The sequence below is a fragment of the Salipiger abyssi genome, assembly GCF_001975705.1.
Taxonomy (GTDB): Bacteria; Pseudomonadota; Alphaproteobacteria; order Rhodobacterales; family Rhodobacteraceae; genus Salipiger; species Salipiger abyssi.
This window is the reverse complement of the sequence record NZ_CP015093.1, coordinates 1394098-1413141: the sequence shown is the minus strand read 5'-3', so window position 1 is coordinate 1413141 and position 19044 is coordinate 1394098. Positions and strand designations below refer to the sequence as shown.

The following is a 19044-nucleotide window of genomic DNA, read 5'->3' as shown; positions in this document are numbered from 1 at the left end:
AATCTCTTCTTTACGGTTCGACTGTATCGCGAGGTTCGAAAATGGCAAAAGCAATGAGCACACAAAATTCCGTTACACCCTCCGCCGAGGGGCTGGCTGCCTCTGCACGCGCCGCAAAAGGGCGCGGATTGCCGCCGGTCCACAAATGGAACCCGCCGTTCTGCGGCGATCTCGACATGCGCATCGCCCGGGACGGAACATGGTTCTATCTCGGCACGCCCATCGGCCGGTTCGAGCTGGTAAAGCTGTTCTCGTCGATCCTGCGCAAGGATGGCGACGATTATTTCCTTGTCACCCCGGTGGAGAAGGTGGGCATCACCGTCGACGACGCGCCCTTTGTCGCCACCGATTTCGAGGCTGAAGGCGCGGGCGAGTCGCAGGTGCTGACCTTTCACACCCATGTCGGCGACATGGCGGTGGCGGGGCCGGATCATCCGATCCGGGTGGAGCGCGACGCCGAGACCGGGGAGCCGTCGCCTTATGTGCTGATCCGCGCCAATCTCGAGGCGCTGATCGACCGCAAGAGCTTTTACCGGCTGGTCGAGGTTGGCGCGCATCACGAGGTCGAGGGCCAAAGCTGGTTCGGCGTCTGGTCCTCGGGGGCGTTCTTTCCGATCATCCCTTCGGCAGAGTTGCCCTGAGTGAGCGGTGGGCAGGATTGCCCACCCTACGCGGTCATGCGCCGCATGATGCCGTGGCCCAGCCCGGGCGAGAGCCGCATGATCCGCCGCAGCAGGCGGGCCTTGCCGATCCAGATCTCCGGCGTGCCGCGTGCCGCGCCGTCGAGAATCGCGCTTGCCGCGGCGTTGGGCGTCATCTTGCCCTCGGGCGCGCCACGCGACAGCGTGGTGTCGACCAGCGGCAGCAGCGCCTCGCAGATGCCGATCTCGAAGCCCGCATCCTCCGCCTGATAGCGCAGCGCCCGGGTAAAGCTGCGCATCGCCGCCTTGCTGGCGCAATAGACCGGCGCATCGGTCTTGGGCGCCACCGCGAGGCCGGAGGTCACGTTGACCAGCCGCGCCCCGGGCTGCGCCGCCAGCACCGGCAGCAGCCCCACAGCGATCTGCATCGGAGCAATCGCGTTGATGCGCATCTCTTCCTCGATCCCCTCCGCATGCGCGCCGCCATCGGTCAGCAGCGGATAGCGCATCACCGCGGCATTGTTGATCAGCGCCGCGCAACCGGGATGCGCGTCGCGCACCCAGTTCGCGACGCCGAGCGGGATCTCGGGATCGGCGAGATCGGCCTCCAGATAATCGGCGCAGCCGCCGGCATTGTGCAGCTCGGCAAGCGCCGCCGGATTGCGCGCCACCGCCAGCACAAGCGCGCCGGCGGCGCTTAGTTGCAGCGCCATCTCGCGCCCGATGCCCCGCGTCGCGCCGGTGAGCAGCACCGTCTTGCCGTTCCAGAAATGCGCCATCGCCTGTCCTCTTGATCCGGTTTGCGTTCCGGTCAAGAATGTGAGCGAACTCTCAGGTTTTCTACTCGCATTCCCGCCATGCCCTCAGCCAGCCAGATTCAGCCAAGAAAAACACCGCGTCAGGGCCGTTCGCGCGCGTCTTACGAGGCGATCCTGACGGCGGCGGCTCAGATTCTGGAGCGTCAGGGGGCGGCGGGTCTCAGCACCAACACGGTGGCCGAGCGGGCAGGGGTGAGCATCGGCACGCTCTATCAGTATTTCCCCGGCAAGGAGGCCATCACGGCGGAGCTGGTGCGCCGGATCAAGGCGCAGCTTCTGGCGGATCTGTCGCAGGCCTTGGAGGAGGCGCGCGGCCTCTCGATGCGCGAGGCGGCGGAAATCATGCTCGCCGCGTCGATCCGCCACCATGCCCGGGCGCCTGAGCTTTCGCGCGAGCTGGAGCGGATCGAGGAGCTGCTGCCGCTCGACCCCGAAACCGAGGCGGTGGCGGCGAATATTCATGCGGCGCTGGGCGCGCTGCTGGCGGGCTACGGCGTGGCGGAGCCGGCGGTCGCGGCGCGGGATCTGACCGCGCTCAGCAAGGGCATGGTGCATGCGGCGCTGTTCGCGGGCGAGACCGATCTGGCGCGGATCGAGGCGCGGCTGCTGCCGGCGGTTCTTGGGTATCTCGGGCTCGATCCCGGGGAGCGGTGCGCGCGGAGAGGGTGACGCCACACGGTGGGCAGATTGCCCACCCTACGATTGGGCGATGCCCCACGCGAGGAACGAGGCCGAAAGCCGGCGATGGCGCGGGTGGCACCGTAGGGTGGGCAATCTGCCCACCGCCCCTCAAGCCGGCGCTCAGTCGCCCAGCTTGGCATGCACCTCGTCGAGGTCGATCTCGCCGATCGGCATCTTGTTCGACGGGTCTTCGAAATCGTAGCGGAAGAGATCGAAATCGCGTTTGTAGATCTCGTAGATCAGATGCATCGACAGGTCGTCGAAATAGTCTTCGACCGGATGCGCGCGCTTGGGGCCGTGGCCCTCGGATTCATTGAAACGCGGGATCGCCGAGAGATCCACACTATGCGGGGTCTGGACATGATCCAGCACCGATTGCATCCCCTCGTTGAACCTCTCGGTCCAGAAGATGTTGTTGTAGCGCCCGCCATTGACGATGAAGGTCGAGACATGACCCGACATCGCAGACCAGTGGATATCGGGCTCCATCGGGCGGCGCCAGCGGATGGTGTCGCGCACGAAGAGCAGGAAGCGGCGGAAGCTGCGGATCTGGTCGAATTCCTGCTTGCCGTCCTCGCCGCCGACCTCGATGCCGTATTTCTGGATCAGCAGCGGCACAAGATTGCCGCGGTAGCGGTTGCCATTGCGCTGGATGCCGCAGATCTTGTCGAAAAAGCTCGACAACACGCGGGTATAGGGGTTGCGCACGCAGGTGAAGGCATAGGAGCTGCGGGTCTTGACGTTGGCCTTGATCGCGCTCTGGCTGTCCTCGCGGGCCCATTTGTGCAGGCCCCGCTCCGCGTCGTGAATGTCGCCGTCAAAGAACACGCCGTGATCGGAATAATACATGATCTGGCCGATGGTCGAGCAGGCACATTTCGGCACCACCCGATACACCATGCTCTCGCTTTCGGTCATCCACGTGCCGGGAAAACCCATCTGCCATAGCCTCCTGTTGCGCCCCTGTCTTGTCCCGGGCGCTTGCAAGTGCAAAAAAGCAGAACCAACCGGTTTCTTCAACGCCCGTTCACCGCTATCAACACAAACTGTCGGGCGAAAATGGGGCGTATCGTTTCCTGAATGGCAAAGATTGCCTTCATCCTTCTGTGTCACAAGGATCCTGACGCCGTCATCAAGCAGGCGCAGAGCCTGACCGCCGTGGGCGACTACATGTCGATCCATTTCGACGCGAGCGCCCCGCAGGCGGCCTATGACAAGATCCGCAAAGGCCTGGCTGACAATCCCAACGTGACCTTTCCCAAGCGCCGCCTGCGCTGCGGCTGGGGCGAGTGGAGCCTGGTGCAGGCGACGCTGAACGCGGTCGAGGCGGCGGTGGAGGCGTTTCCGCGCGCGACGCATTTCTACATGCTGTCGGGCGATTGCATGGCGATCAAATCGGCGGAATACGCGCATGAGTTCCTCGACCGGCGCGAGGTCGATTACATCGAGAGCTTCGATTATTTCAAATCCGACTGGATCAAGACCGGCTGGAAGGAAGAACGGCTGATCTACCGTCACTGGTTCAACGAGCGCACCCAGAAGAAACGCTTCTACGCGGCGTTCAACCTTCAGAAACGTCTCGGTCTCACCCGCAGGATCCCCGAGGATATCGAGGTGATGATCGGCTCGCAATGGTGGTGCCTGCGGCGGCGCACGGTCGAGTGGATCATGGATTTCTGCAAGCGGCGACCGGATGTGCTGCGCTTCTTCCGCACCACCTGGATTCCCGACGAGACCTTTTTCCAGACGCTGGTGCGGCATCTGGTGCCCGAGCACGAGATCGAAAGCCGCACGCTGACCTTCCTGATGTTCACCGATTACGGCATGCCGGTGGTCTTCTACAACGACCACTACGATCTGCTGCTGGGACAGGATTTCCTCTTCGCGCGGAAAATCAGCCCCGAGGCGCGTGAGCTGAAACGCCGTCTCGGCGTGCTCTACGCGTCTGAGGGCGTGCGGTTCCAGATTTCCAACGAGGGGCGGTCTCTGTTCAAGTTTCTCACCGGCAAGGGGCGGATCGGGCGGCGGTTCGCGCCGCGGTTCTGGGAGACTGAGAGCACGCTTGGGCGCGAGCGCGAACTGCTGATCGTGGTCTGCAAGAAATGGCATGTGGCGAAACGGCTGCTGGGCCGTATCCGTCAGCTAACGGATATCCCCTGCATCGACTATCTTTTCAACGAGGAAAGCTGTGCCCTGCCGGATCTCGGCGGGATCCAGTCGACCATGGGCAAGCGGCACCGGCACCGGCGCGCGCTGATGCGGATGCTGTTCGACTATTTCGAGAGCGACCGCCTGATCGTTTGCCTGGACCCGGCGAATCTCGACCTGCTGGAGGATTTCTGCGGCGACCGCGCCGTGACGCGGCTGCTGGAGATCGAATGCCAGTTCTCCGACGCCTACCTGGTCGGGCACGCGATGCGGGTCGGGCTGGCGGGCGATCGGACGCCGAAGGAAACGCTGTCGCGCTTGCTCCCGACGATCCGCAACGACATGGTGCATGAGAGCGACCGCATCCGGGATGCGAACTTCGACAACCATCTGCGGGTGCGGGAGACCGATCCGCCGGAGATCAATGCAATGGCGCTCGCCGCGTTCCTCGGGCTCGAGGAAGACAAGGCGCGGGCGATTGCCGAGACCGAACACCTGTTCGCCGACTGAGGATAGAATGGCCTATACATATGACAACGAGAACATCTTCGCGAAGATCCTGCGCGGAGAGATCCCCAACGACACGGTGCTGGAGACCGAGCACAGCCTCGCCTTCAACGATATCCGGCCGCAGGCGCCGTTGCATGTGCTGGTGATCCCCAAGGGGAAATACGTCAATTACGACGATTTCGCCAGCAACGCGTCGGACGCGGAGATCCTCGATTACACGCGGGCGATTTCGAAGGTCTGCGCGATGAAGGGCGTGGCGGCCGACGGGTTCCGGATGATCTCCAACGCCGGGCGCGACGGGGTGCAGGAAGTGCCGCATCTGCATGTGCATATCCTCGGCGGGCGCGACCTGGGCCGGATGCTCAACCCGGCCTGACCGCGCGGCGCGGCCTGCGGCCGCACGGGATATCTCGCCGCCGCCCCGGGGCGGCGGCTCGGCGCCTGTGTCGCGGTGACGCCTTTGACGGGGGCGTGCCGGTGGCGCTGTCCCGCCGGCCTCCAGCGGGGATATTTCGGGCCAATGGAAGAGCCGGGCGCGCTCAGGCGGCGGGGCGCGAGCGGGTGAGATCGAGGAAGACGTCCTCGAGATCGGCCTGTTCGGTGCGCACGTCGCGAATGCGGATGCCGGCGCCGTGCAGCAAGCCCAGCACATCCTCCGCGCTGGTCTGCGAGGCGCGGTAGCTGAGCGCGATGAGCCCGCCCTCGCGGCGCTCTGCGCTGATGCCCGGCGCCTCGGGCAGCGTTTCGGGCATGGTCTGCGGTTCGATCACCATGGTCTTGGCGTCGAGCTGGCCTAGCAGGTTGCGGGTGCTGTCGCGCGCCACCACCGCGCCCTGGTTGATGATGGCGATCTCGTCGCACATCTCTTCGGCCTCTTCGAGGTAATGGGTGGTGAGGATAATGGTCATGCCGCGCTCGCGGTTGAGCCTGCGGACATTCTCCCAGAGCATCTGGCGCAGTTCGATATCGACCCCGGCGGTGGGTTCGTCGAGCACCAGGATATGCGGGTGATGCACCAGCGCCTTGCCCAGAAGCAGCCGCCGGCGCATGCCGCCGCTCAGCGTGCGGGCATAGGCCTCGGCCTTGTCGGTGAGGCCGATCATCTCGAGAATCTCGTCGCTGCGGCGGTCGCGCCTGGGCACGCCGTAGAGCCCGGCCTGCACCTCCAGCGCCTCGCGCGGGGTGAAGAACGGGTCGAGGTTGAGCTCCTGCGGCATGACGCCGATGGCGGCGCGGGATTGGCGCGGGTTGCGGTCCTGGTCCCAGCCCGCGATCGACACCTTGCCGGCGCTCTTGATCACCAGCCCGGCGAGGATATTGATCAGCGTCGACTTGCCGGCGCCGTTGGGGCCCAGAAGGCCGAAGATCGAGCCGGTGGGCACGGTGAGGTCGATCCCCGCCAGTGCCTGTTTGCCGCCTGCATAGGTCTTGCGCAGCCCCTCGATGCGGATCGCGTCGCCTGTCATGCCGAGCCTTGCCCCTTTGCCATGTTTCGCTCATAACGCAGGTAGTGCATACGTGACCAAAAGGGAACCGCAGCGATGACCACCGAGGCCCCGGAGATCAAGATCGTCGACAGCTACCGCATCGCCTGCGACGGCGGCGAAGGCGCGCTGGGACACCCGAGGGTCTGGCTGCTGATCCCGCAGACCGAGGGGTTTGTCGAATGCCCCTATTGCGATGCGAAATACATCCATCGCGATTTCGAGGGCAAGGTCTGAGCCCGTTTCCGGGCCGGTCGGCGCGGGCCCGCCCCCAGTTTTCAGGGTGACATGCTCGCCATCTTCCTCAAGACGGTTCCGTTCTTCGCCCTGATCGGGCTTGGGTATGGTGCCGGGCGGACACGGTTCTTTTCCGAGGCGGCGACCGCGGCGCTGACGAAATTCGTGTTCTATTTCGCGCTCTCGGCCATGCTGTTCCGGTTTTCCGCGACGCTGTCGATCTCGGAGATCTTCGACGCGCGGCTGGCCTCGGGCTATCTCTGGGGCTCGCTGGCGGTTTATGCGGTCGGCAGCGCCGTGGCCTTTGCGCGCCGGCTCGACGTGCAGACCGCCGCCATCGAGGCGCAATGCGTCTGCACTGGCAATACCGGCTTTCTCGGCGTGCCGATGCTGGCGTTGCTCTTTGGCCCCGAGGCGGTGGCGCCGATCATCCTGATCCTCTCCATCGACCTGATCGTGTTCTCCTCGCTGCTGGTGATCCTGGTGACCGGGGCGCGCGAGGGGCGGATGTCGCTGCGCGTCTTCCGTACCGTCGGCGTGGGCCTGCTGAAGAATCCGATGATCGTTTCCATCGTCGCGGGGCTGCTGGTTTCGGCCTCGGAGCTGCCGCTGCCCGGGGTGGCGACCGAGTTCCTGACCATGCTCGGCAATGCCGCCACGCCCTGCGCGCTCTTTGCCATCGGCGCCTCGCTCGCGTCGAAATCCGCCGAGCGCATGGCGGTGGCGGGCTGGCTGAGCTTTGCCAAGCTGGTGCTGCACCCGCTCTTCGTGGCCGCCGGGCTTTATCTGTTCTTCCCGGTCACGCCGTTCCAGGCGGCGGTGGCGGTCTCGGCGGCGGCGCTGCCGGTGGCGGGCAATGTCTTCATGCTGGCGCAGCATTACGGGGTGGCGCCGCAGCGGGTGTCGGCGGCGATCCTGATCTCCACCGCCGCCAGCATCTTTACCGTCAGCACGGTGATCGCGCTGGTGAGCCCATGACCGCGCTTTACATCGACGCCGATGCCTGCCCGGTGAAGGGTGAGGCGGAGCGGGTGGCCACCCGCCACGGGGTGCGGATCTTTGTCGTGTCGAATGGCGGGCTGCGGCCCTCGCCAAACCCGCTGGTCGAGACGGTGATCGTGCCCGAGGGGCCGGATGTGGCCGATATGTGGATCGCCGAGCGCGCCGGCCCGGGCGATGTGGTTGTGACCGGGGATATCCCGCTGGCGGCGAAATGCGTGGCCACCGGCGCGCGGGTGCTGCGCCACAATGGCGAGCGCTTTACCGAGGCCAATATCGGCCAGCAACTGGCAATGCGCGATCTGATGGCGGATCTGCGCGCGGCCAATCCGCTGGGGCAGGGCGGCGGCGGCAAGGCCTTTACAAAGGCCGACCGGTCCCGTTTTTTGAACGCGCTCGAACGGGAAATGCGGCAGGCAAAGGGATAGGTCATGGCAATCGAGGCAGTGGTTTTCGACATCGGCAATGTGCTGATACGGTGGCAGCCGGAGCTCTATTTCGATGCACTGATGGGCGAGGAGCGCCGCCGCGCCATGTTTGCCGAGGTCGATCTGCACGCCATGAACGAGCGGGTCGATGCGGGCGAGGATTTCCGCACCATGGTCTACGACACCGCCGAGCGTCACCCGGAATGGCGCGACGAGATCCGCCACTGGCATGACAACTGGGTCAAGCTGGCGTCGCCGGCGATCGACGGCTCGGTGACGCTGCTGCGGGCGCTGCGCGCGCGCGGCGTGCCGGTGTTCTTCCTGAGCAATATCGGCGAGGGGCCACTGGAGCAGGGGCAGGAGATCTATCCGTTTCTCGGCGAATACGACCGTGCCTATATCTCGGGCGCGATGAAGGTGGTCAAACCCGATCCGCAGATCTACCAGATGGTCGAGGAGGATTGCGGGTTGGCGCCGGAAACCCTGCTCTTTGCCGATGACCGGGCGGAGAATATCGCGGCGGCGGAGGCGCGGGGCTGGCAGGTGCATCTCTTTGAAACCCCGCGGGGCTGGGGCGAGTGCCTGGTATCGCACGGGCTTCTGCCCGAGGGGGTCGCGGCATGAGCGCGCCCGATTTCATCCCGTTCGAGGCGCAGGCAAAGCTCGACTGGCTGGGGCTGACCCGCGCCTTCGAAGAGGGGCACCGGCTGCCCAAGGCCGAGATCGCCGACAGTTTTCTCTATCGTGGCGAGGACACGCTGCTGAACCGCGCCGCCTGGATCGACGGGCTGGGGCTCGCGGTGAAATCCGCCACGGTGTTTCCCGGCAACCCGGCGAAGGGGCTGGGCATGGTCAACGGTGGCGTGTCGCTTTACGGCGATGCCGACGGGCTCTTGGAGGCGGTGGTGGATTTCCATCTGATCACCAAGTGGAAGACCGCCGGCGACAGCCTGCTCGGCGCGCTGAAACTGGCGCGGCCCGACTCGCGCGAGATCCTGATCGTCGGCGCCGGTCATGTCGGCCATTCGCTGTTCGAGGCCTATAGCGCGGGCTTTCCGGGGGCACGGTTTTCGGTCTGGAACCGGACGATTGCGAAAGCCGAGGCGATGGCCGAAGAGCTGGGCATCGCGGTCGCCGAGGATCTTGAGGCGGCGGTGTCGCGGGCCGATATCGTGACCTGCGCCACCATGTCCACACAGCCGGTGATCCGGGGCGAGTGGCTGCAACCGGGCCAGCATCTCGACCTGATCGGCGCCTATCGCCCGGATATGCGCGAGGCCGACGATATCGCGCTGCAACGGGCGCGGGTCTTTGTCGACAGCTACGACACCACGCTCGATCATATCGGCGAGCTGAAGATACCGCTGGAGACCGGTGCCATTGCGCGCGGGGACGTGCTGGCGGATTACTACGCGCCCGAGCGGATGCGGCGCGAGAGCGAGGCCGAGATCACGCTCTTCAAGAATGGCGGCGGCGCGCATCTCGACCTGATGACCAGCCGCTACGTGCATTCGCGCTGGACGGAAGGCTGAGCCCCGGGGGCGGGGGGCACTCCACCCAAACCCGCCGGATCGCTTATGCCGGCGCCACGACCGGCGCGCGGTTTTCCTTCACCGGCAGGTGCACGATGGCGCTCAGTGCACCGACGCCCACGCCGATCCACCACACCAGCGTGTAATCGCCGTGGATGTCATACATCCGCCCGCCCAGCCAGACGCCGAGGAAGCCGCCGAGCTGGTGCGAAAAGAACACGATGCCGTAGAGCGTGCCCATGTAGCGCAGCCCGTAGATATGCGCGACCAGACCCGAGGTCAGCGGCACCGTGGCGAGCCACAGCGCGCCCATGACCACCGAGAAAATCAGCACCGAGGCCGGCGTGATCGGCAGCATGATGAACGCCCCCGCCGCGACGGTGCGCGCGACATAGATCCCCGCCAGCAGGTATTTCCGGGGCCAGTGCTTGCCCGCCCAGCCCGCCGCCAGCGTGCCGCCGATATTGGCCAGCCCGATCACCCCGATGGAGACCGCCCCCAGCGCCGAGGTGGAGGTGATGCCGATATCGTGCAGCACCCCGCCGGGCAGGATCGGCCCGCACATCTCGGTCACGAAGGCCGGAAAGTGCGCGGTGATGAAGGCGAGCTGATAGCCGCAGGAGAAAAAGCCGATAAAGATCAGCACGAAGGACGGGTCGCGCAGCGCCCGCAGCAGGATGCCGCCAAGGCTTTCCTCGAGCTCGGCGCGGCTTGCCGGTGGCGTCGGTGCGCGCATCAGAGGCAGCGTCAGGAGCGTGCCGAGGATCGCCGCGGCGAATATGAGAAAGACGCTCTGCCAGGGGAAGAGCCCCAGCAGCCATTCCGCCACCGGCGCGCCGACCACCTGCCCGGCGCTGCCCGCCGCCGTCGCGATGGCCAGCGACATCGAGCGGTTCTCGTCGCTGGCGGCGCGGCCCACGACGGCGAGGATCACGCCGAAGCCGGTGCCGGCGATGCCGAAGCCCACCAGTACCTCGTAAAGCTGGATCGCTCCGGGCGTGACCGCCGTGCTCGACAGCACCAGCCCCGCGGCATAGACGATCGCGCCGAAGATGATGGCTTTGCGGTCGCCGATCTTTTCCGCCATGGCGCCAAAGATCGGCTGGCCAATGCCCCAGGCGAGGTTCTGGATGGCGATGGCCAGCGAAAACTCCGTGCGCAGCCAGCCGAATTCCTCGGCGACGGGGATCTGGAACACGCCAAAGCTCGCGCGGATGGCGAAGGACACCAGGATGATAAAGCACCCCACCAGCAGGACCGGGGTAAAGAGGCTGGGTTGTTTTTCCATGGGTGTCTCCTGTTCCGCGTGCAAACTGCGGGGTCGGGCGCGCGGCGTCAATTTAAGAAATGTCACCGATACAATCGCGAAGGGGTGCGGTCGGACCCTCTACACAATCCCCCGCAGCCGCGCTATGCGGCGGGTATGACCACGCTGACTGACCTATATGACGAGCGCGTCGCCGAAGGGCTTCTCCTGCGCGATCCCGCACAGGAAGAGGCGCTGCCCGAGCTCGAACGCATCCGCGCCGCGCTGGCCCAGCCGGTGAAGAAGGGGCTGTTCCGCAAGGCGCCGGAGCCGCCCAAGGGGCTCTATCTCTGGGGCGGTGTCGGGCGCGGCAAGTCGATGCTGATGGATCTCTTTGTCGAGAGCCTCGCCGTACCGGTGCGCCGGGTGCATTTCCACGCCTTCATGCAGGAGATGCAGTCGGAGCTGCACCGGCTGCGCGGTGAGGGCGTCGAGGATCCGGTCAAGCCGATGGCCAAGGCGGTGAGCGATGCGGTGAAGGTGCTGGCCTTCGACGAGATGCAGATCACCGATATCGCCGACGCGATGCTGGTGGGGCGGCTCTTCGAGCAGCTTTTCCAGGCCGGCACGGTGGTGGTGACCACCTCCAACCGGGTGCCCGACGATCTCTATAAAAACGGGCTCAACCGGCAGCTCTTTCTGCCTTTCATCGCGCTCATCAAGGAGCGGCTGGTGGTGCGCGAGCTGGCCTCGGAGCGCGATCACCGGCAGGACCGGCTTCAGGGCGCGCGGGTCTATTTCACGCCCGTCGATGCCGAGGCGCGGGCCGAGATCAACCGCGTCTGGGGCGAGCTGACCCATGGCCGCGAAGAGGCGCTGGTGCTGCATGTGAAGGGCCGCAAGGTCGAGCTGCCGCGTTACTGGAACGGCGTCGCGCGGGCCTCGTTCTACGAGCTTTGCGGCCAGGCGCTTGGTCCGGCGGATTACCTCGCTATTGCCGATGCGCTGCGGCTGCTGGTGATCGAGAACGTGCCCCGCCTCGGGCGCAGCAATTTCAACGAAGCCAAGCGCTTCGTCACCCTGATCGACGCGCTTTACGAGGCCAAGGTCAAGCTGATCGCCAGCGCCGTGGACGAACCCGAGAGCCTCTATATCGAGGGGCCGGGCGCCTTCGAATTCGAGCGCACCGCCAGCCGCCTGCGCGAGATGCAGAGCGCGGACTGGGGGCATCACCCGCTGTAAGCCGGCGGTGTCGGGCAAAAAAGAAGGGTCCCGAAGGACCCTCAGGGTTGCTCGACGTTTGTTGTTGCCTGTTTACCTTATGCCGGTGCCCGAAACGCAAAGACCGGCACGAGTTTGCGCCGGTCTTTTTGCGGAATGAGCCATGATGTCGCGTGAGAGAGGGGCAGGCACGCCTGTGGCCGCGTGTGTCGTCCGATCCGGCGCCGTCATTGCGGCGCATGAGCTCTGACGAGCGGTTACCGTCCCCATATCCGTCCCCCTGGCCGGCGCGCCGGTGTCCGGTCGCGCACTGGTCTTTGAGGCAGATTAGGGCAAATCAGGCCGAACCGTCAACATTTAGTGAAGATCGCTAACACTATGTTTGGCTTTCCAAGCGTACCCAAGACCTTGCGGTCCGTTTTCGCCTAGCTTTCGGGCAAGATCAGCCGCTGACCGGGGCGCAAATCGTCCGGATGTGCCAGTTGCGACTGATTTGCGGCAAAGAGCGGGCCGGTCATGTTGACGTCGCCATAGACGGCTAGGGCGATGCTCGCGAGGCTGTCGCCTGGCTGAACAACATAGAGATCCGGGTCTGACGGCCCCTCGGGCGCCGCGGTCGGCATGAGGCCGAGATCGGTGAGCGAGCGGGTCACGATGGTTGCGAGCAGGCTGCCGGGTTTGCCTGGTGCCGCGCTTTGGCCGGTGGCGGCTTGCAGTCCGGCCAGCGCCTGCCATGTCATCCGACGCAGCGCGTCGGCGTCGTCTGCGGGCTGCGGCGCAGGGGCAGCCGCCGGTGCGGGCGGGGTCGGCGGGCGTGGCTCGGAGGCAGAGACGGGCGCCGGATCCGGTTCAGCGGGGAGCAGCGTGTCGAGCGGCGCCGGCTCGGCGCGGCTGACCGTGAACTCCGGCGGCTCGGGGACCGCGCTTTGGCGCATGCCGGGCTGAAAGGCGATCAACGCGATGGTGATCGCGAGAAAGCCCAAGGCGAGCAGAACCATCCGGATCATGCGCTGCCTCCCGTCCTGCCGCTCACGGCGCCGTCGCGGCGCTGAGGCCAAGCGCCGTCCAGCCTTGTACGCCGCCACGATAATAGCTCAGCTTCTCCGCCGGGTAGCCCGCGTCGCGCAGGCTGCGCAATGCCTCCGGCGCCTCCGGTGCGGCGGGGCCTGCCGCAAAGATCACCAGATCGAAGGCTGCGGAGAAATCGCCGCCCTGCACGCCGAGCGCTGCCAGGAGATCGCTGCGATAAGGGTTGTCGGCGGCGAGCGTCGCGGCGGGCACGTTCACCGCGCCGGGTAGGGTGGCCGAGGCGAAGCCCTCGGGCAACCGCGCGTCGATCAGCAGCCCGGTTCCGGCAGCGGCGCTGTGTTCTAGAAAGGCCAGCAGCTCCAGCTCGCCGATGGTGGCGATGCCCGGCGCGGCACGCATCGGTTGCACGCAGGCCGGTGGGCAGGCGTCGCCCTCGCGGGTGACGGTCAGCGTCTCGCCGTTGAGCGACACGGCAAAGCCCGCCATGTCGGGGGTGATGCGGCTTTGATCAGCCGAGGCGACACCGGCGGCGAGGCATGCGGCAAGCCCGGTCAGGCAAACACCCTGTAACATCTGCTCCCCCTCGTTACGCCAGACCACCGGGACAGACAGCGCCCCAACGCCGCAACATATAGATTTTCGTTGGGGAAAGCGTCAATATCCGGGGGTGCCTCTGGCACGGCAATTTCGCCGCAGCGTCAGGGGCTCAGCCGTTTTCGCGCAGGATGTTCCCGGCAAGGTAGAGCGATCCGCAGATCAGAACTCGCGCTGAGGGATCCGCGCCCGCGATCCGCGCCAGCGCCTCGGCCACCGTTTCGGCGGTATCGACCTGCATCCCGACTGAGGTGGCGATCCGCGCGGTCTCTTCGGCGGGCAGCGTGTTGGCCTCTCCGGGGATCGACACGGCGGTGAGGCCCTGCGCCTGCGTGGCGAGCGGGCGCAGATAGCCGCTGATGTCCTTGGTGTTGAGCATCCCGCAGATCAGATGCGTGGGCCGCTCGGGAAGGGTTGCCAGATGCCGCGCCAGCGCCTCGCCCGCCGCCGGGTTGTGGCCGCCATCGAGCCAGAGCTCGACCCCGGGCGCCGCCGCCGCCAGCGGCCCCTCGCGCAGGCGCTGCATCCGGGCGGGCCATTCGGCGCGGGTGACAGCCGCCTCATAGGCGGCCTCGCCGAGCCCCAGATGACGCAGCGCCGCCAGCGCGGCCCCGGCGTTCTCGATCTGATGCGCGCCGGGCAGGGTCGGCAGCGGCAGGTCGAGCAGCCCGTGCTCGTCCTGAAACACCAGCCGCCCGCGCTCTTCCCAGACATGCCAGTGCTGGCCATGGGCGATGAGCGGCGCGCCGAGCTTTGCCGCCTGCGCCTCGATCACCTCCATGACCTCTTCGGGCTGCGGGCCGACCACGCAGGGCACACCGTGCTTGAGGATCCCGGCCTTTTCGCCTGCGATGGCCGCCAGCGTCTCGCCGAGGAATTGCTGGTGATCGAGCGAGATCGGCGTGATCACCGTCAGCGCCGGTTTTTCGAACACATTGGTGGCGTCGAGCCGCCCGCCGAGCCCGGTCTCCATCAGCGTCACATCCGCCGGGGTCCGGGCAAAGGCGAGGAAGGCGGCGCAGGTGGTGATCTCGAAATAGGTGATGCTGTCGCCGCCATTGGCCTCCCAGCATTCATCGAGAACCTCTGTCAGCGCCTCTTCGGAGATCAGCCTGCCCGCCAGCCGGATGCGCTCGTGAAAGCGCGCCAGATGCGGCGAGGTATAGGCATGCACGGTCTTGCCCGCGCCCTCATAACCGGCGCGGATCATCGCCAGCGTCGAGCCCTTGCCATTGGTGCCCGCCGCATGGATCACCGGCGGCAGGTCGCGCTCGGGATGGCCGAGCGCGTCGAGCAGCCGCCAGACGCGGTCCAGCGTCAGGTCGATGATCTTGGGGTGAAGCGACAGCATCCGTTGCAGGATGACATCCGAGCCCTGCGCGCTCATTCCGGGGCAGAGGCCTCTTCGGCGGGCGCCGGCAGGTCGCCCGCCACGGCGGGGGGCATCCCGGTCAGCATCCGGACAATGGTGACAAGCTCTTCGCGCATCTTGCGGCGGTCGGTCACCCGGTCGAGCATGCCGTGCTCGAGCAGGTATTCGGCGCGCTGGAAGCCCTCGGGCAGCTTTTCACGGATCGTCTGTTCGATGACGCGCGGGCCGGCAAAGCAGATCAGCGCGTTGGGCTCGGCGATCTGCACGTCGCCCAGCATCGCGTAGGAGGCGGTCACCCCGCCGGTGGTCGGATGGGTCAGCACGACGATATAGGGCAGGCCGGCCTCGCGCAGCATCTGCACGGCGACGGTGGTGCGCGGCATCTGCATCAGCGACAGGATGCCTTCCTGCATGCGCGCGCCGCCGGCGGCGGAGAACAGGATCAGCGGGCGTTTGAGCTTTTTCGCCTCTTCCGCCGCCTTGATGATCGCGTTGCCCACATACATCCCCATGGAGCCGCCCATGAAGGAGAAATCCTGCGCCGCGCAGACCACCGGGGTACGGCCGATCTCGCCGGTGGCGACGAGCATTGCCTCTTTCTCGCCGGTGGATTTCTGCGCCGCGCGCATGCGGTCGGGATATTTCTTCTGATCGCGGAAATGCAGCGGGTCGGCCAGCGGCTCGGGCACCTTGATCTCGGAGAACACGCCGCCGTCGAACAGCGACTCGAACCGCACGCGCGGGGTGATCGGCATGTGATGGTTGCAATTGGTGCAGACGCCGAGATTGTCCGTCACCTCGCGGTGGAACAGCATCGTCCCGCAGCTGTCGCATTTCATCCAGAGATTCTCGGGCATCTCGCGGCGCGAGAAGATCGAGTTGATCCGGGGGCGGACGTAGTTGGTGATCCAGTTCATGGCTTGCGCCCTTCGCGGCTCCGTGTTTGCGCGTGACTTATGCGCGGTTGCGGCGAAATGCAATCACAGGCTCAGACCCGCAGCGCGATCCGTACCGTCAGCCAGCTGAGAAAGATCGCCGCCAGGTCGAGCGGCAGGATCGCCAGCACCGCCGCCTCGTCGCCGGCGCCGAAGGGCAACAGGTAAAGCGCCAGCCCGGACATGGCGCCCTGCGGCGAGACCAGGGCGATGGCCGAGATATTATTGACCAGATGCAGCGCGATGGCCGGCCCCAGCGTGCCAGCCCGGGCGGTGAGGTCGGCGGCGGCGATGCCGAAGCCGAAGGCCCAGAGCGCCACCAACCCGGCATTGCCGCCATAGGTGCCCGGCGCCCAGTGTCCCAGCGCAAAGAGCGCCGAGGGCGCGATCAGCCAGACGCCCGGATGCGGCAGCCGCGCGGCGAGCTGCGATTGCAGATAGCCGCGAAACAGCAGCTCTTCGCTGCCGGTCTGGATCAGAAGCGCGACGAGGGTCAGCGGCAGCAGCGCCAGCCACCGGCCCAGTGGCATTGCCGGGATCAGCCCGCCCGCCAGCGGCCAGGGCGGCAGCAGCGCCACGGCGATATAGAGCAGTGCCACCGCGATGCCGCTGCGCAGGAACTGCCGCAGCGCCAGCGGCAGCGGGCCGATCAAGCTCACCGTCGCGCGACGGTGTACCAGATGTGTGGCGACGACGGCGCCCACCCCCATGGTGCCGACGCTCAGCAGCAGCGCCAGCAGCCCGGCGGGGGTTTCGCCCTCGCGCATCTGCTCGATCAGCGCCCAGTAGCCTTCGCGCGGGAGTGCCATGGCGGCCAGCGCGAGCAGCCCCTGCTGCAAGCCGAACATCACCAGCAACACCAGCCCGAGACCCAGCGCCAGCCGCCAGAGCTCGGTGCGTCTGGCGGGCCGGGTCAGGAGGGTGAAGGCGCGATAAGACATGAGGCGGTCCCGGCGGCGGTTGCGTGGCAGACGCCTTTCGGACTTAGGCCGGGACGCGCCGCGCCGCAAGCCGGGCCGCTTTGGCAATCCATTCTTGTTTCACCCCAGAGGCTTCGCTATCCCGGGTCTGTATTTGAGAAAATTCGAGGGCAGGGGCGGATGAAGCGGGGAACAGGGCTGGCCGGACTGATCGCGTTGGTGTCTCTGGCCGGCTGTGTGCAAGCCCCCTCCGGTGCCGACACGCCGGACGAGGCCGGCGAGCCGGCGACCGGCGGCTTTTTCGCCACGCTGTTTCCCACCGGCGCCGCTGCCGCGCCAGAGCGGCCCACGCCACTGGCGCAGACCGAGATGGCGCGCGGCGAGGTGGTGGTTGCCGGCCCCGAGGGCTATTGCGTCGATCCGGTGACGCTTGGCAACCGCCCCGGGCGCGGCTTTGCGGTGATCGCCTCGTGTCACATCCTCTCGGGCGGCAAGACCGGCAATTTCGTCGAACCGATGATGATGACCGTGACCGTCGGGCCGCGTCAGCAGACGGTGGTTCCGCCGGCGCCGTCGGTCCTCGCGGTGCAGGCGGGGCAGGAACTGGTCGGCGGCGAGGTCCGCGACGGGCTCGTCATGGCGCAGCTTGGCGGTGGCGGTACCGATGTGCTGGACGATGGCGATCCGCGCTACTGGCGCGGGGCCTTCGTGCAGAACGGGCATCTGATCGGGCTGGCGCTCTATGCGCCGCAGGGCAGCTTCCTCGCGGGCCCGGATGGTGCCGGCATGCTGCGCGCCGTGCAGCAACGCATCGTCTCGCTCAGCCCGGCTGCGGCGGAGGACGAAGAGGCGCCGGTCGAGCCCTGATCTGCGGCGTCATGCTGTCAGCCCGAGGCCAAAAGGGATTTGACCGTTTATTCGCCATGAAGGATTTGCGATAACGGTGCAAAGCGTCGTTTCGGGCAGAGCGGCGCGGGTAAAAGGACAACGGGCGTAACGAATGGCAGGCATCGGCGAGGGATGGATGAGCCGCGCGCTTTCCGCGGCTGTGCTGCGGCGCTGGAGCGCCGCGGCGGAGCAGGCCGACACCACCGATCTGCGTATTCTGCGCCGCCAGCGCACCGCCGCGCGCAGGCTCAGGCGCCGTCTCGACAAATTGCTGCATGTGGCCGATGCGCGGCTGTCGCTGCCACTTGTCGGAAACCAGACCTTTCCGCGCCCGCAGGGCGTGGACTGGTCGTGGCGGCCCGAACTCTGGTGCGGCCCGCTGCCGGTTCCCGGGCTGGCGGCGGTGCCCTCGAAGGCCACGCTCGGTGACGAGGTCACCCTGTTCCACGATTGCGCGCAGTCGGAGATTACTCTGCGCCAGCTGCGCAACCTGCGCGAGGCCGATCTCGCCGCCTACGGGCTGCGGCTCGACGTGTTCCGCTTCGACGGCTCCTACCTGTCGCTGGCCATCGACCTGCCCGAGGCGGCGAGCGACGGTCTCCTGCGCAAGCATCTGCTACGGATCGAGACCATCGTCGAGATGGAGAAGCCCCTGGAGATCTTTGCGCGGCTCAATATCAAGCACGGGCCGAACACCGAGCAGATCGTGCGCGAGCTGCCGGTGACCGAGGACGAGATCCGGGTCGAGTTCGATCTGGCCTATACGCGGCTCAACGAAAAGCGGGTCGAGCGCATGTGGCTCGACCTGATCTTCGAGGGGCCGGAAATGAACCAGGTGATCCTGCGGGATCTGACCTTCAGCCGCCGCCATCGGGCCGAGCTGTAACGGAGGGATGCCATGAGCGCCTATTCGCTGACCAAGACGCGGTTCCGACAGGGGCTCTGGGAAGGGCTGCTGGTGGCCGAGGACAGGGCTGCGCCGCCGCCCGAGATCACCGTTACGCTGAATGACGGCCCGGTGCGCGGCGTGAGCGTGGTGCAGACCGACGAAGAGGGGCGCTGGGCGGTCGAGGTGCCGGTGCCGGTCGAGGCGCTGGGCGACGGCGTGCAGACCTTTCTCATTCTCGATGCCGCAACCGACGAAAAGCTCGACAGCTTCACGCTGATCGCAGGCGCGGCGGTGGATGACGATATCCGTGCCGAGATGGTGCTGCTACGCGCCGAGCTTGACATGCTCAAGCGTGCCTTCCGCCGCCACTGCCTCGAAACCATGTGAGAGCGATGTTCCGTTCCCGGGGCCGATAGCGGGTATGCGGCGCGCGGTGATTGCGCTCCCAGTTGGCGCGGTTCAAGGTGGCGCG

The 19044-nt window shown here is 66.5% G+C and carries 22 protein-coding genes; 13 read left to right on the top strand and 9 right to left on the bottom strand.

The genetic code is table 11. The features are described 5' to 3' along the window. The first annotated feature begins 53 nt into the window (after window positions 1-53). A complete protein-coding gene (locus Ga0080574_RS10460) occupies window positions 54-641 on the top strand; it encodes a DUF1285 domain-containing protein (RefSeq protein ID WP_076698434.1) in 588 nt (195 codons plus the stop codon). A 26-nt stretch (window positions 642-667) separates the two neighbouring features. Here the strand turns inward: Ga0080574_RS10460 and Ga0080574_RS10455 are convergent, their stop codons facing one another. Next, window positions 668-1420, bottom strand: a complete 753-nt coding sequence (locus tag Ga0080574_RS10455) for an SDR family oxidoreductase (protein WP_076698431.1) — start codon at window positions 1418-1420, stop codon at window positions 668-670. Between the two features lie 78 nt (window positions 1421-1498). Between Ga0080574_RS10455 and Ga0080574_RS10450 the strand changes: the two genes are divergently transcribed. Then, window positions 1499-2128: a TetR/AcrR family transcriptional regulator gene (locus Ga0080574_RS10450; protein WP_076698428.1), complete on the top strand. Its 630-nt coding sequence runs from the start codon at window positions 1499-1501 to the stop codon at window positions 2126-2128. A 132-nt stretch (window positions 2129-2260) separates the two neighbouring features. Here Ga0080574_RS10450 and Ga0080574_RS10445 read toward each other — a convergent pair whose 3' ends face one another. Continuing rightward, entirely contained in the window at window positions 2261-3079 is an 819-nt protein-coding gene (locus Ga0080574_RS10445) for a sulfotransferase family protein (RefSeq protein ID WP_076698425.1), read from the bottom strand. Window positions 3080-3220: 141 nt separating this feature from the next. Here Ga0080574_RS10445 and Ga0080574_RS10440 point away from each other — a divergent pair, with 141 nt between their 5' ends. Then, window positions 3221-4798 (top strand): DUF5928 domain-containing protein, encoded by a 1578-nt coding sequence (locus Ga0080574_RS10440; RefSeq protein WP_076698422.1) that lies wholly within the window; start codon window positions 3221-3223, stop codon window positions 4796-4798. Between the two features lie 7 nt (window positions 4799-4805). Continuing rightward, entirely contained in the window at window positions 4806-5174 is a 369-nt protein-coding gene (locus Ga0080574_RS10435) for a histidine triad nucleotide-binding protein (protein ID WP_076698419.1), read from the top strand. Window positions 5175-5337: 163 nt separating this feature from the next. Here Ga0080574_RS10435 and Ga0080574_RS10430 read toward each other — a convergent pair whose 3' ends face one another. Then, complete coding sequence (locus Ga0080574_RS10430) at window positions 5338-6264, bottom strand: ABC transporter ATP-binding protein (protein ID WP_076698416.1); 927 nt, start codon at window positions 6262-6264, stop codon at window positions 5338-5340. A gap of 75 nt (window positions 6265-6339) precedes the next feature. Here Ga0080574_RS10430 and Ga0080574_RS10425 point away from each other — a divergent pair, with 75 nt between their 5' ends. The 5 genes from Ga0080574_RS10425 to Ga0080574_RS10405 are packed head-to-tail and all read left to right on the top strand — an operon-like array spanning window position 6340 to window position 9478. Continuing rightward, window positions 6340-6519 (top strand): zinc-finger domain-containing protein, encoded by a 180-nt coding sequence (locus Ga0080574_RS10425; RefSeq protein WP_076698413.1) that lies wholly within the window; start codon window positions 6340-6342, stop codon window positions 6517-6519. A 51-nt stretch (window positions 6520-6570) separates the two neighbouring features. Then, on the top strand, window positions 6571-7497 hold the full coding sequence (locus Ga0080574_RS10420) for an AEC family transporter (RefSeq protein WP_076698411.1): 927 nt from the start codon (window positions 6571-6573) through the stop codon (window positions 7495-7497). Beyond that, window positions 7494-7946 carry a YaiI/YqxD family protein gene (locus Ga0080574_RS10415; protein ID WP_076698408.1) on the top strand — a complete coding sequence of 151 codons (453 nt, stop codon included), beginning with the start codon at window positions 7494-7496 and terminating at the stop codon, window positions 7944-7946. The genes Ga0080574_RS10420 and Ga0080574_RS10415 overlap by 4 nt, the downstream gene beginning before the upstream one ends. Before the next feature lie 3 nt (window positions 7947-7949). Beyond that, window positions 7950-8570: an HAD family hydrolase gene (locus Ga0080574_RS10410; protein ID WP_076698405.1), complete on the top strand. Its 621-nt coding sequence runs from the start codon at window positions 7950-7952 to the stop codon at window positions 8568-8570. Then, the gene (locus tag Ga0080574_RS10405; RefSeq protein ID WP_076698402.1) at window positions 8567-9478 is read left to right on the top strand and encodes an ornithine cyclodeaminase family protein; all 912 of its coding nucleotides are present in this window, start codon (window positions 8567-8569) and stop codon (window positions 9476-9478) included. The genes Ga0080574_RS10410 and Ga0080574_RS10405 overlap by 4 nt, the downstream gene beginning before the upstream one ends. A gap of 43 nt (window positions 9479-9521) precedes the next feature. Here the strand turns inward: Ga0080574_RS10405 and Ga0080574_RS10400 are convergent, their stop codons facing one another. Continuing rightward, window positions 9522-10766, bottom strand: coding sequence for an MFS transporter (locus Ga0080574_RS10400; RefSeq protein WP_076698399.1), 1245 nt, complete (start codon window positions 10764-10766; stop codon window positions 9522-9524). 135 nt (window positions 10767-10901) lie between these two features. Between Ga0080574_RS10400 and zapE the strand changes: the two genes are divergently transcribed. Then, entirely contained in the window at window positions 10902-11966 is a 1065-nt protein-coding gene (gene zapE / locus Ga0080574_RS10395; protein ID WP_076698391.1) for a cell division protein ZapE, read from the top strand. A 404-nt stretch (window positions 11967-12370) separates the two neighbouring features. On the opposite strand, the gene Ga0080574_RS26750 is transcribed toward zapE, so the two are convergent. The 5 genes from Ga0080574_RS26750 to Ga0080574_RS10370 all read right to left on the bottom strand — a co-directional run bounded on the left by Ga0080574_RS26750 (window position 12371) and on the right by Ga0080574_RS10370 (window position 16816). Beyond that, window positions 12371-12952, bottom strand: a complete 582-nt coding sequence (locus Ga0080574_RS26750; protein WP_076698388.1) for a LysM peptidoglycan-binding domain-containing protein — start codon at window positions 12950-12952, stop codon at window positions 12371-12373. A 22-nt stretch (window positions 12953-12974) separates the two neighbouring features. After that, window positions 12975-13547 (bottom strand): rhodanese-like domain-containing protein, encoded by a 573-nt coding sequence (locus Ga0080574_RS10385; RefSeq protein ID WP_076698385.1) that lies wholly within the window; start codon window positions 13545-13547, stop codon window positions 12975-12977. Window positions 13548-13680: 133 nt separating this feature from the next. Beyond that, on the bottom strand, window positions 13681-14955 hold the full coding sequence (locus tag Ga0080574_RS10380; RefSeq protein ID WP_076698382.1) for a bifunctional folylpolyglutamate synthase/dihydrofolate synthase: 1275 nt from the start codon (window positions 14953-14955) through the stop codon (window positions 13681-13683). Then, on the bottom strand, window positions 14952-15857 hold the full coding sequence (gene accD / locus Ga0080574_RS10375; protein WP_076698379.1) for an acetyl-CoA carboxylase, carboxyltransferase subunit beta: 906 nt from the start codon (window positions 15855-15857) through the stop codon (window positions 14952-14954). Before accD ends, Ga0080574_RS10380 begins: the two co-directional genes overlap by 4 nt. A 71-nt stretch (window positions 15858-15928) precedes the next feature. Next, complete coding sequence (locus tag Ga0080574_RS10370) at window positions 15929-16816, bottom strand: CPBP family intramembrane glutamic endopeptidase (protein WP_076698376.1); 888 nt, start codon at window positions 16814-16816, stop codon at window positions 15929-15931. A gap of 159 nt (window positions 16817-16975) precedes the next feature. Between Ga0080574_RS10370 and Ga0080574_RS10365 the strand changes: the two genes are divergently transcribed. The 3 genes from Ga0080574_RS10365 to Ga0080574_RS10355 all read left to right on the top strand — a co-directional run bounded on the left by Ga0080574_RS10365 (window position 16976) and on the right by Ga0080574_RS10355 (window position 18959). After that, entirely contained in the window at window positions 16976-17662 is a 687-nt protein-coding gene (locus Ga0080574_RS10365) for a dihydroxy-acid dehydratase (RefSeq protein WP_237219351.1), read from the top strand. 133 nt (window positions 17663-17795) lie between these two features. Beyond that, window positions 17796-18569: a DUF6478 family protein gene (locus tag Ga0080574_RS10360; protein WP_198039799.1), complete on the top strand. Its 774-nt coding sequence runs from the start codon at window positions 17796-17798 to the stop codon at window positions 18567-18569. Window positions 18570-18581: 12 nt separating this feature from the next. Beyond that, window positions 18582-18959, top strand: coding sequence for a hypothetical protein (locus Ga0080574_RS10355; protein WP_076698373.1), 378 nt, complete (start codon window positions 18582-18584; stop codon window positions 18957-18959). Window positions 18960-19044: the final 85 nt, after the last annotated feature.